The organism is Acidobacteriota bacterium, from assembly GCA_020853395.1.
Lineage (GTDB): Bacteria > Acidobacteriota > Vicinamibacteria > Vicinamibacterales > SCN-69-37 > JADYYY01.
In genome coordinates this window covers 131,443-142,417 of record JADYYY010000013.1, presented here as the reverse complement: position 1 = coordinate 142,417, position 10,975 = coordinate 131,443, and the positions used below count along the sequence as shown (strand labels likewise).

The window sequence follows — 10,975 nt, the reverse complement described above, 5'->3', positions numbered from 1 at the left end:
GTCGCCCGGTTGGGCCCGCGGGGGCGCCGTGTCATGATCTGATGGATGCGTGCGCCAGTCCGCCTCCACCGCACCGTGCCCGTGCCCGTCGGCCGCGTTCTCGTCGGCGGCGGCGCGCCCGTCGTCGTCCAGAGCATGACGATGACCGAGACGGCCGATGCCGCCGCGACCGCCCGCCAGTGCGTCGAGCTGGCCGAGGCCGGATCCGAGATGGTGCGGATCACCGTCAACACGCCGGAAGCCGCGGCGGCCGTCCCGGAGATCAAACGGCGCATGCTCGACGCGGGCTGCGAGGTGCCGCTCATCGGCGACTTCCACTACAACGGGCACCTGCTGCTCACGCGGTTTCCACAGGCCGCCGACGCGCTCGACAAGTACCGCATCAATCCGGGCAACGTCGGCACCGGCCGGCGGCGCGACGAGCAGTTCTCGACGATTTGCAGGGTGGCGGTCGAGCACCAGAAGCCGGTACGCATCGGCGTCAACGGCGGCTCGCTGGATCAGGATCTCGTCGTCGCGAAGATGCAGGAGAACACGGCGGGCGGCCTCGGACGGACCTCCGAGGAGATCATCAACGAGTGCATGGTGATCTCCGCGCTGCAGTCGACCGAGCTGGCGCTCGAGTGCGGCCTCACGAAGAACCAGATCATCATCTCCTGCAAGCTCTCACGGCCGCGCGACCTGATCGCGGTGTACCGGACGCTCGCGAAGAAGACCGAACAGCCGCTGCACCTCGGCCTCACGGAGGCCGGCATGGGCATCAAGGGCCTGACGTGGTCGGCCTCCGCGCTCGCGATCCTGCTGAACGACGGGATCGGCGACACGATCCGCGTGTCGCTCACCCCGCGGCCCGGCGGTGACCGCCGCGACGAGGTGTACGCCGCATGCGAGATCCTGCAGGCGCTGAGCCTGCGCAGCTTCGCGCCGTCGATCACGGCGTGTCCTGGCTGCGGCCGCACGACCTCGACGACGTTCCAGGAGCTGGCCGAACGCGTCCAGGACTACGTGCGCTCGATGATGCCGATCTGGAAGCAGACGCGGCCCGGCGTCGAGTCCATGACCGTCGCGGTCATGGGGTGTGTCGTCAACGGCCCCGGCGAATCGAAGGCGGCGAACATCGGCATCTCGCTGCCCGGCACCGGCGAGGCGCCCCATTGTCCGGTCTACATCGACGGCAGACACGCGACGACGCTGCGCGGCACGTACGACGAGCTGGCGCGGGCGTTCCAGCACCTCATCGACGAGTACGTCGATCGCACGTACCCCTCGACCGTCACGACGAACGCATAGCACGCGCCGGACGCGCGTCACCACGCCGCGCTGCGCCGGTGCCAGATCGCGAGCAGCATCGCGCCGATGAGGACCAGGCTGAGCGAGAGGCCGGCCCAGAGACCGACGATGCCCCAGCCGGCGACGAAGCAGAGGGCGTAGGCCGTCGGCAGGCCGATGCCCCAGTGGCCCACGAGGTTCGTCCACATCGGCGTGCGCGTGTCGCCAAGACCGCGAAGGGCGCCGGTCGCCACGGCCTGCACGCCGTCGAATGGCTGGAAGACGGCGCAGAGCAGCAGGATCGTGGCTCCGACGCTCGAGACGCCGGGATCCGACGTGAACGGCGACAGGAGCGCGGCCGGCGCCGTCACGAAGAGCGCCGCGACGACCATCGCCGACGCGGCGGTCAGCCCGAGCGCGCTCCACCCGGCTCGACGTACTCCGGGCCGATCCCGGCGGCCGACGGCCTGCCCGACCCGGACCGCGGCGGCCGAGCTGAGTCCCAGCGGGATCATGAAGAAGAAGCTCGCGATGTTGAGCACGATCTGGTTCGCCGCCAGCGCAATCGGGGAGATGCGGCCGGCCAGCGCCGCCGCCACGGCGAACACACCCACTTCGAGCGTGACCTGGACGGCGGCCGGAAGACCGAGCCGCACCAGACGCCGCATGCGCGAGATGTCCCACGCCCAGCGCACGTCGTGCAAACCGGCCGGCCGCTCGCGTTCGTGCCACAACAAGATCCACCACAGGTAGATCGCCATCGTCACGCGAGCCGCCAGCGTCGCGTAGGCGGACCCGATCGCCCCGAAAGCGGGCAGGCCGGCGTGGCCGTACACGAAAGCCCAGTTGCCCACGACGTTCACGACGTTGGCGGCGACGATGCCGATGGCGATCGGACGCACGACGTTCATCGCCTGGAGGTAGCGCCGCACCACCGTGAAGACGAGCAGCGGCGGCGTGGACCAGAGGAGCCGCGCGAGGTACGGCTGCAGCACCGCGAGCACGTCCGGATGGATGCCGGTCGCCGGCAGCAGCACGACGCCCGCGAACCCCAGGGCCATCAGCACGACGGACAGCACGGCCGCGAGCTGCAGCCCGGCGGACAGCCACCGATGGCACTCGTCGAGGCGTCCCGCGCCGAAGCTCTGCGCCACGTACGTGTCCATCGCGTAGAACAGGCCCATGCCGAACACGATGACGGCGAAGAAGAGCGTCGATCCCATGCCGACGGCTCCGATCGCCGCCGGCCCGAGCGGCCCGACCATCATCGTGTCCACGATCCCCATCAGGACCCAGCCGATCTCCGCCAGGACGACCGGCCATGCGAGGCTGAACGTGGCGCGGATCTCGCGTCTGACGGTCATCCGCGCGGGCCCGCACCGGACCGCCGCGTTGCTGGAGACCGAAGACCGATCGGCCGAGACATAGACGGGTAGAATACTGGAGCGATTTGGTCGTGGAGGCCTCCCTATGAGACGTGCGCTGTTCGTATCCGCTGCTCTCGCTTGCGTCGTCATCGCGGGCCCGCTCGTGCGCGCGGACGTGAAGACGACGGAGAAATCGACGTTCAAGCTCGAGGGCTTCCTCGGTTCGATGGTCAGCCGCATGGCGGGCGGCGCGAACGAGGCGCCCGCCACGGTGGCGGTCAAGGGCAACAGGATGTCGCGGATGAGCGACACGAACGGGCAGATCGTCGACCTGGCCGAAGAGAAGATCTACATGGTGGATCTGAAGAAGAAGGAGTACACCGTGGCGACCTTCGCCCAGATGCGCGAGCAGATGGAGAAGGCGCGGGCCGAGATGGCCAAGCGGCAGCAGGAGATGACGCCGGAACAGAAGCAGGCGATGCAGGACCTCGCCGACGCGATGGAGTTCGACGTCGACGTCAAGCAGAGCGGCCAGTCGAAGACGATCGCCGGGCACGAGGCGAAGGAGACCGTGCTCACCATCACGATGCGCGGCAAGGGCAAGACGCTCGACGAGAGCGGCGGCATGGTGCTGACCGACACGATCTGGCTCGCGCCGCGCGTGCCCGCCCTGCAGGAGCTCGCCGAGTTCAACCTCAAGTTCGTGAAGGCCGTCTACGGCGGGCTCTTCAGCGGCATGGACCCGCAGCAGATGAACGCGGTGTCCGCGATGCTGCCGGGCTTCGGCACCATGATGCAGCGGCTGGCCGAGGAGAGCCGAAAGCTCCAGGGGACGCCGCTCGCGAGCACGATGGTGCTCGAGAACGTGAAGAGCCAGGAGCAGATGGCCGCCGCGCCGAAGCCGGGCGGCGGGCTGGGCGGCATGCTCGCACGCCGGATCGCGCGCGGCCAGACGCAGCAGCGGACGACCACGCTGACGACCACGCACGAGACGTTGACGCTGGCGTCGAGCGCCAGCGCCGAAGACGTCGCGCTGCCAGCCGGTCTGAAGCTGAAGAACTAGCTCGTCCGCTCGATCGTCATCTTCGTGATGACGACGGGCGTCGTGGGCCTGTCGTTGCGGTCGGTCGGCGTCTTGCCGATCGACTGCACGACGTCGAGCCCGCTCGTCACCACGCCGAAGACGGAGTGCCGCCGGTCGAGGTGCGGCGTCGGCGCGAGCGTCACGAAGAACTGGCTGCCGTTGGTGTTCGGTCCCGCGTTCGCCATCGACAGGATGCCGGCCCGATCGTGTTTCAGGTCCGGATGGAACTCGTCGGGGAACTGAAAGCCGGGCCCGCCGTAGCCCTGGCCAAGCGGGTCGCCGCCCTGGATGACGAAGCCGTCGATCACGCGGTGGAAGATCAGGCCGTCGTAGAACGGCGTCTTCTTCCGCTCCCCCGTCTTGGGATGCGTCCACTCGAGGCTGCCTTCCGCCAGACCGGCGAACACGCCGACGGTCTTCGGCGCCTGGCTCTCGAACAGCTCAGCAGTGAAACTCCCCAGCGTCGTCTCGAAGTGCGCGTATACGGCCATCCGCTTATCTTCTCACGACGTCTCGCGCCGCCGTGATCATCGAACCGGCACGGATTGCGGTGCGGTGCCGGTGAGGGGCGGCGCCTCGAGCGAGCGCCGATCGATCTCGAGCCGGAGCCTGGCGACCTCGGCCCGAAGCTGCGGGTCCTGCGCGGCAATCTCGAGATAGCGGACCGCCTGCGCCTGGTCCCGGCGTTCGAGCTGGATGCTCGCCACGTTGAACGCCGACGCGTACTGCTGATGTCGCTGCAGGCGCACTTCGTCACGCAACCGCGCCGTCTGCAGGCGCCGAAACTCCGCGTCCACGGCCGGATCGGCCAGCGTCGTGGCGATGAGGCGTTCGCGCGTAGCCGCGTCCTGGTCGTAGCAGGACATCGCCGAGTCGAACGTCGCGGCGGCTTCGGCCAGCCGCTGCGTCTTCAGCAGCACCGATCCCAGGTACCAGAACGCCCGGCAGACCTTGCCGCTGCCCATCCGCTGCGCGCCGCGCAGATCGCGTTCCGCGGCATCGAGCTGTTCCTGATCGTGCTCGATCGCGCCGGCGAGCGACAGGATGCCGGCGTTCTGCCGGCGCTGGCGGACGAAGTCGATGTCGGCTCGCGCGCGCAGGAGATCGCCCACGACGTGCAGGTTCCACGCGCGCCAGTACTGCGCCTCGTCGGCGTTGTCGACGCTGGCGTCGATCATCGTCGTCGCCGCCGCGACGGCGTCGGCGTGCCGCAGCAGATCGGTCAGGCACATCACGCGGCCGAGCCAGCCGTCCTCGTGCGAGGGCGCCAGCACGAGCAGGCGATCGAATGCGGCCAGCGCGCCCGTGCAGTCGCCGACGATCTGCTTCAGCCGCGCCGCGAGAAAGAGGACGAGCGGCGACTGGGGAAACCGCCGCTCGGCTTCGATCACGAGCTGATGCGGGTTCAGCGCGTTCGCCTGCGCGATGGCGTTCAGCGCCAGTTCCCCGAAGAAGTAGGACGTCTCGACGAACCGCGGCACGAGGCTGCGGAGCTCGCCGAGCGTGGCCGCGTCGACGGCTCCGCAGGTCGCCTCGCGGTAGCGCGCCAGCGGCGTCGGGTCGTCTGACGGAACGCGGGGAGCCACGTCGGCTGGCCGGCTCGCAGGCATCGGCGCCGCGCACTCGATCGACCGGGCGATGTACTCACGGACGGCCGGCATCAGGCCGCCGCCGCGTACCCATGCCGCATGGCCGGCAACGTCTCGCAAGATGTCGGCGTGCGCGGCGCGGAAGGACGCAGCGTCGCGCCTCGCCCATCCTGCGCCGCGGTGCGGCACGGCGGCCACGAGCTCGATGTAGCGCGCCGCCTCGAGACCGGCCGGAAGGCTGGACGCGAGGGCGGCCGCGCGGGCGAGCGCCGGGGCGTTGTCGACCGCGAACTCGCGCTCCCTGAGCGCGATGAGCAGTTCCGTTTCGAACTCGCGGAGGCGAGCGCGGATCTCGTTCGGGCCGATCGCGGCGGCACGATAGCCATCCCTCGCGTCGAGAAGACAGTCGTAGCAGCCGTCGAGCCTGGCGCGATCGGCGGCCGTGAGCGAACCCACGGCGGCCGGACGCCGAGCCGGCGCCGACACGCAGGACGTGCCGGCGAGCAGCACGAGGACGAGTGCGAACCGCATGGGGAGCGCGCGGGCGGAGTGAGGCAGAGCGCCCGCCGCCAGTTCGAGCGCAGGCGGCGTGCGCTACTGATTCTGCCGATCGTAGACGCGATTGAGCGCCATCATGGGCGCGCCCTTGCGCGACGACCCAACCCGCAGCAGAACGAACAGCCGGCTCGCCGCTTCATCGAGGAAGTACGTTTCCGTCATCCTGAAGCCGTCGGCTGCGTCGATCTTCTTCTCGAGCCGGGATCCGCTCCAGAAGGTCGCCGCGTTGAACCGCGCTGCGCCGAGCTGGTACTTGCGGCGCTCGCCGCTCACCGGATAGGTCCGGACGCGCTGCAGATCGTCGACGAACGTCACGGTCTGTGGATCGACGCGGATCGTCAGCATCTCCGGGATCTCGAGCAGATCGCGCGTGAGGCTCCTGTTCTCCTGAATCATCGCGACCGTCGGCCCGACGTCGCTCGGCCGGTTGAACCCGAAGGCGCCCGGCGGCACGGTGCCGGCCGGCTCGCCGCCAATGGGACCCATCGCGCTCGACGGCACGCCGGCCGTGACCGGCACCGGAGAACGCGCCGCCGTGACGCCAGCCCGCTGCGTGGCGCCGCGCGGGCTCCGCTCGGGCCGGCCGGTCGCGGCGTTGACGCTCTGATCGGCGTTGTACGTCCACGTGCCCGCGAATTCCTGAGGCCGGTGCGCGGCCAGCTCCACGGCAGCCGGCGCGACGCCCGCCTGGCGCACGCCCGACTGCGCGAGCGGCGACACGGCAAGACCGACGACCATCATCCCCGACCACGTCCCCGTTCGAAGCCGGCGCCCCATTCCGCCCTCCCTGGTCCCGGTGGCCCTGCGGTCATTGTAGACGGTCGCGCAAGCCCCACCGCGTCCGCTGTGCAGCCTTGCGAAATGCCTGCCGGGCCAACGGCGGCTGGCGGCGACGCCCCTGCGAAATGGGCGAATTGCTGCCGATAACCAGGGCGGTATTTGTTACCATTCGTCCGCCCAGGAGGCGTACAGCTCATGCGACTCATTCGGATGCTCGTCATGGCGATCATGGCAGCCGGCCTCGCGCTCGGCCCGACCACCCTCGCCGCGCAGGCCGGTTCCGTGCAGGTCACCTCCGCCGACACGAAGGTCTACCTCTCTGCCGCGGCCGACAGCGCGGTGGTCATGACCGTCCCGGTCGGCGCCGTGCTCGACGTCGTGGCCTCGAGCGGCAACTGGTACCAGGTCAGGCTGCCGAAGGACAACTCGGGCTTCGATCGCCTCGGGTTCATCGAGAAGTCGCGCGTCAAGGAGATGGCCCGGGCGGCGGCGCCCTCCGCCGCGCCGGCAGCCGACACGGCGGCAGCGCGCGGTTCGCGGCCCACGGCCGCCGTGCTCGACTTCGAGTTCGGCGCCATCGAGCACTGGTGGAGCGGCACCTGGAACATCGGCAAGGGCGTCTCGGACATGCTCGTCGACGAGCTGCTGCAGACCGGCGAGGTCCGCCTGCTCGAGCGAAAGCGGATCGAGTCGGTGCTGAGCGAGCAGAATCTCGCGAACAGCACGCGCGCCGACGCCAGCGCGCGCGAGGTCGCTCAGCTCGGCAAGGTGCTCGGCGCCAAGGTGCTGATTACCGGCTCCATCACGAAGTTCGGCAGCGAGGAACGCAACGTGGGCGGCGCGGCCGGCTCGGTCGCGGGCCGCTTCCTCGGCGGCGCCGGCGCCAAGAACACGACCGCCACCGTGGCGCTCACCGTGCGGGCGATCGACTCGAGCACGAGCGAGATCCTGGCGAGCGCCAAGGCCGAAGCCAAGTCGAGCCGCAAAGGCATCCTGCTCGGCGGCGCGTTCAAGGGGAACTTCGGCGCCATCGACATGAACAGCCGCGATTTCCGGGAGACGATCCTCGGCGAGGCGACCGAGAAGGCCGTGAAGGAAGTGGCCACGAGGCTGTCGGTGTCGCTTCCGAACGCGCTCCGCTAGCCTCGGTCGAACGCTTCGTCCCGACGTGCCGGCGGCCGAATCCGCCGGCACGATCTACCCCCTCGGCTTGGCGAGCGGGGGCGCGTCGAACCGCTCCCGTTCCGCGTCCGGCATCGAGTAGGTGTGGCGCTCCTCGGGGAACGTGCCGGCGCGCACGTCGCTCGCGTAGGCACGCAGCGCCTCGCCGATCGCTTCTCCGACGGCCGCGTACTGCTTCACGAACTTCGGCGACGGGCGTCGCGTGCTCAGACCGACGAGGTCGTGCCAGACGAGGACCTGCCCGCTGCACGAAGGTCCGGCGCCGATCCCGATCGTCGGAATGCGCAGGCGCTCGGTAATCCGCTCCGCCACGACCGCCGGGATCGCCTCGAGCACGAGGGCGAAGCAACCAGCCCGTTCGAGCGCCATCGCCTCCTCGACGATGCGCGTGGCGGCGGCGGCGGTGCGTCCCTGCGCGCGATAGCCGCCGAGCATGCCGGCCGACTGCGGCGTCAAGCCGACGTGTCCCATGACGGGGATGCCGGCGTCCACGATCCCGCTGATGCGCGTGAGCGTCCGCCCAGCGCCTTCGAGCTTGACCGCGTCGGCGCCGCCTTCCTTGACGAGCCGAATCGCATTCGCGATCGCGACGTCCTCCGAGACCTGGTAGGAGCCGAACGGCATGTCGGCGACGACGAGCGCCCGGTGCACGCCGCGCGCGACGGCGCGGGTGAAGATCAGCATTTCGTCCATGGTGACCGGCACGGTCGAGGGGTACCCGAGGACCGTGTCGCCGGCCGAGTCGCCGACGAGCACGAGGTCGATGCCTGCCGCGTCGGCGAGCTTCGCGCTGGGCATGTCGTAGGCGGTCACCATGACCAGGCGATCGCCGCGCGCGCGCATGTCGGCGATCGCGGGCAACGTCAGCTTCGCAGGTGGCAGCGCGGACTCGCCCGGCATGGCGTTCCTCCTGAGAGAGGGCTACTCGAGCCCGGCCCGTGCCGGGTGATCCAACGGTACATTATCAATCAGCCTCGTGGTGCCGACGCGGGCCGCCACGACGAGCGTCGGGTCGCCGTCGAACGTCGCGATGCCGGCGTAGTCGATCGGCACCGTGCCCAGCGCGGCGCGCGCCGCTGCCACCGGATCCTCGCCGCGCCGATGGGCGTCGAGGCCGGCCCGGAGCGCCCGCGGCAGCGCCAACGCCTGCCCGCGCTCGTCGGCCGAGAGCCGCGCGTTGCGCGACGACAGGGCCAGGCCGTCCGCGTCGCGCCGGGTCGGCACGACCGCGAGATCCAGCGTCAGGTTCAGGTCGCGACAGACCTGCCGCAGCACGGCGACCTGCTGCGCGTCCTTCTGGCCGAAGTAAGCGACCGTCGGCCGCACGAGGCCGAAGAGCTTCACGCACACGAGCGCCACGCCGTCGAAATGGCCCGGCCGATGGGCCCCCTCGAAGCCGAGCGCGGCCCCGTCCACGTGGATCGACGTCGCCAGATCGGCCGGGTACATCTCGTCCACGGACGGCAGGAAGAGCACGTCCACGCCCGCGGCCCGGCACTGCTCGAGATCGTCGGCCTCGGGACGCGGATACCGTGCGAGATCGCCGGGGTCGTCGAACTGCTTCGGATTGACGAAGATGCTGGCGACGACCTGCTCGCAGTCGGCGTGCGCCGCCTCGATGAGCGCCAGATGCCCGGCGTGGAGCGCGCCCATGGTCGGCACGAACCCGCGTGAGGATCGTGGCCGGCCCAGCACTCGATCGAGATGCGCGATCGTCCGAGCGACGATCATGGCCGCGTGGCCTCGGTGAGGGCGCGATACATCGGCTCGAGGTCGGGCAGCTCGCGGTGGATCGCCGCGAGATGAGCCTCGACGGTCTGGAGATCGCCGCGGGCAATCGGCCCGGTGAGCTCGAAGCCGTTCTCGATGGTGCGGCGCATCAGAGGCGTCAGCGCGTCCGGCGGCGCGCCCGCCGCCTCGAACGCGCGCACGGCGGCGCGATGCAGCGTGACGAGGAAGTTCGAGGCCATCGCCGCGCCGGCGTGATAGATCGCGCGCCGCTCGTCGTCGAGCACGAACGACCGCAGGCCGAGCATGGACGCGAGCGTCCGCGCGATCTCGAGTGCCTCGAGCGTCTCGCCGGATATCGCCGCCCATGCGCCGTCCATCTGCTCGGCGCCGCGCGAGCGAGTGAACGTCTGGACTGGGTGCAGGCTGAAACGGCGCGTGTGCGGCGCGAGCCGCGCGAGCGGCGTCGCGCCGCTCACGTGGCCCACCCACCGGCCGGCCGGCACCCGGCCGGCCGCATCGGCGATGGCGGCGTCCGGCACGCAGAGGATCGTCACGTCCGGCGGGTCGCGCTCGGCCAGGCGGCCGAGCGCCGTGAACCGGGCCGCGAACGCGGCGCCCACGCGGCCGCGGCCGATCACCTCCACACGCCCTGGCTGGACCACCGCGCCCTCCCCGAAACCTCTCACGCAAGAACACACGGGACGTGCGCCACCCACGGCGCGAACGCGCGGCGTGACCACGCCTGGGCCGCGGGACCACCTGGCATCCGTGGCGTCCCGCCTAGATTACCGTGAGTCGGCTCGCACGTCCCGGCGAGCAAAACCCGTTGCCTCGGCCTGGCGCAGTCGCTATGCTCGATCCTGGGGAGCCAATTTAGTCCGTCCGCAGGATCGTTCAGGAGCACCGAGCAGCGCTCGATCCTTCTCTCGTTCCAGCAGCAGATCGTGGGTGGGCCACCGGGCTAATTTGCAGTATGCCGCGTCGAGGCGGCGCGTCCGCGAGTGCGGACGAGAAGAGGGTGCATGAATCGGAGGTTGTTCGTCGGCAATCTGTCCTTCAACACGGAGGAGCGCGCGCTGGAAGATCTGTTCACGCAGGCGGGACAGGTCGAGTCGGTGCGCGTGATGCGCGATCAGGCGACTGGGCGATCGCGTGGATTCGGATTCGTCGAGATGTCGTCGGAAGAAGGGGCTCGCGCCGCGATCGAGCGGTTCAACGAGACCGAGCTCGACGGCCGGCGGCTCGCGGTCAATGAAGCACGTCCGCCAGCCGGCGGTGGCGGTCGCGGGGGCTTCAACGGTGGCGGCGGCGGTGGCCGCGGAGGCGGCTTCGGAGGCGGCGGCGGTGGCCGCGGTGGCAGCGGGGGTGGTGGCCGCCGGCGCGAACCGCGCTGGTAACCGTCCCGATCTCGACCA

General features: G+C 70.3%; 11 protein-coding genes. 4 read left to right on the top strand and 7 right to left on the bottom strand.

Translation table 11 applies throughout. From position 1 onward, the window contains the following. Nucleotides 1-45 precede the first annotated feature (45 nt). Entirely contained in the window at nucleotides 46-1,290 is a 1,245-nt protein-coding gene (gene ispG, locus IT184_13835) for a flavodoxin-dependent (E)-4-hydroxy-3-methylbut-2-enyl-diphosphate synthase (protein ID MCC7009883.1), read from the top strand. A gap of 17 nt (nucleotides 1,291-1,307) precedes the next feature. Here the strand turns inward: ispG and IT184_13830 are convergent, their stop codons facing one another. After that, nucleotides 1,308-2,633, bottom strand: coding sequence for an MATE family efflux transporter (locus IT184_13830; protein ID MCC7009882.1), 1,326 nt, complete (start codon nucleotides 2,631-2,633; stop codon nucleotides 1,308-1,310). Between the two features lie 106 nt (nucleotides 2,634-2,739). On the opposite strand from IT184_13830, the gene IT184_13825 reads away from it, so the two are divergent. Next, nucleotides 2,740-3,699, top strand: coding sequence for a hypothetical protein (locus tag IT184_13825; protein MCC7009881.1), 960 nt, complete (start codon nucleotides 2,740-2,742; stop codon nucleotides 3,697-3,699). Here IT184_13825 and IT184_13820 read toward each other — a convergent pair. The 3 genes from IT184_13820 to IT184_13810 form a co-directional block, all read right to left on the bottom strand. Further along, a complete protein-coding gene (locus tag IT184_13820) occupies nucleotides 3,696-4,211 on the bottom strand; it encodes a peptidylprolyl isomerase (protein ID MCC7009880.1) in 516 nt (171 codons plus the stop codon). The genes IT184_13825 and IT184_13820 overlap by 4 nt on opposite strands. Before the next feature lie 36 nt (nucleotides 4,212-4,247). Further along, nucleotides 4,248-5,840 (bottom strand): hypothetical protein, encoded by a 1,593-nt coding sequence (locus tag IT184_13815; GenBank protein ID MCC7009879.1) that lies wholly within the window; start codon nucleotides 5,838-5,840, stop codon nucleotides 4,248-4,250. 63 nt (nucleotides 5,841-5,903) lie between these two features. Further along, complete coding sequence (locus IT184_13810; protein ID MCC7009878.1) at nucleotides 5,904-6,644, bottom strand: hypothetical protein; 741 nt, start codon at nucleotides 6,642-6,644, stop codon at nucleotides 5,904-5,906. Between the two features lie 198 nt (nucleotides 6,645-6,842). Here IT184_13810 and IT184_13805 point away from each other — a divergent pair, with 198 nt between their 5' ends. After that, entirely contained in the window at nucleotides 6,843-7,790 is a 948-nt protein-coding gene (locus IT184_13805; protein MCC7009877.1) for a hypothetical protein, read from the top strand. Between the two features lie 54 nt (nucleotides 7,791-7,844). Here IT184_13805 and panB read toward each other — a convergent pair whose 3' ends face one another. The 3 genes from panB to IT184_13790 are packed head-to-tail and all read right to left on the bottom strand — an operon-like array spanning nucleotide 7,845 to nucleotide 10,258. After that, complete coding sequence (gene panB / locus IT184_13800; GenBank protein ID MCC7009876.1) at nucleotides 7,845-8,729, bottom strand: 3-methyl-2-oxobutanoate hydroxymethyltransferase; 885 nt, start codon at nucleotides 8,727-8,729, stop codon at nucleotides 7,845-7,847. Nucleotides 8,730-8,750: 21 nt separating this feature from the next. After that, nucleotides 8,751-9,560 (bottom strand): pantoate--beta-alanine ligase, encoded by an 810-nt coding sequence (gene panC / locus IT184_13795; GenBank protein ID MCC7009875.1) that lies wholly within the window; start codon nucleotides 9,558-9,560, stop codon nucleotides 8,751-8,753. Then, a complete protein-coding gene (locus IT184_13790; GenBank protein MCC7009874.1) occupies nucleotides 9,557-10,258 on the bottom strand; it encodes a DUF2520 domain-containing protein in 702 nt (233 codons plus the stop codon). Before IT184_13790 ends, panC begins: the two co-directional genes overlap by 4 nt. Nucleotides 10,259-10,582: 324 nt before the next feature. On the opposite strand from IT184_13790, the gene IT184_13785 reads away from it, so the two are divergent. Then, nucleotides 10,583-10,957, top strand: a complete 375-nt coding sequence (locus tag IT184_13785; protein MCC7009873.1) for an RNA-binding protein — start codon at nucleotides 10,583-10,585, stop codon at nucleotides 10,955-10,957. Nucleotides 10,958-10,975: the final 18 nt, after the last annotated feature.

Coding starts and splice junctions, on each gene's coding strand:
- ispG (MCC7009883.1), top strand. CDS start 46: ATGCGTGCGCCAGTCCGCCTCCACCGCACCGTGCCCGTGCCCGTCGGC.
- IT184_13815 (MCC7009879.1), bottom strand. CDS start 5,840: ATGCGGTTCGCACTCGTCCTCGTGCTGCTCGCCGGCACGTCCTGCGTG.
- IT184_13830 (MCC7009882.1), bottom strand. CDS start 2,633: ATGACCGTCAGACGCGAGATCCGCGCCACGTTCAGCCTCGCATGGCCG.
- panC (MCC7009875.1), bottom strand. CDS start 9,560: ATGATCGTCGCTCGGACGATCGCGCATCTCGATCGAGTGCTGGGCCGG.
- IT184_13785 (MCC7009873.1), top strand. CDS start 10,583: ATGAATCGGAGGTTGTTCGTCGGCAATCTGTCCTTCAACACGGAGGAG.
- IT184_13825 (MCC7009881.1), top strand. CDS start 2,740: ATGAGACGTGCGCTGTTCGTATCCGCTGCTCTCGCTTGCGTCGTCATC.
- IT184_13820 (MCC7009880.1), bottom strand. CDS start 4,211: ATGGCCGTATACGCGCACTTCGAGACGACGCTGGGGAGTTTCACTGCT.
- IT184_13810 (MCC7009878.1), bottom strand. CDS start 6,644: ATGGGGCGCCGGCTTCGAACGGGGACGTGGTCGGGGATGATGGTCGTC.
- panB (MCC7009876.1), bottom strand. CDS start 8,729: ATGCCGGGCGAGTCCGCGCTGCCACCTGCGAAGCTGACGTTGCCCGCG.
- IT184_13805 (MCC7009877.1), top strand. CDS start 6,843: ATGCGACTCATTCGGATGCTCGTCATGGCGATCATGGCAGCCGGCCTC.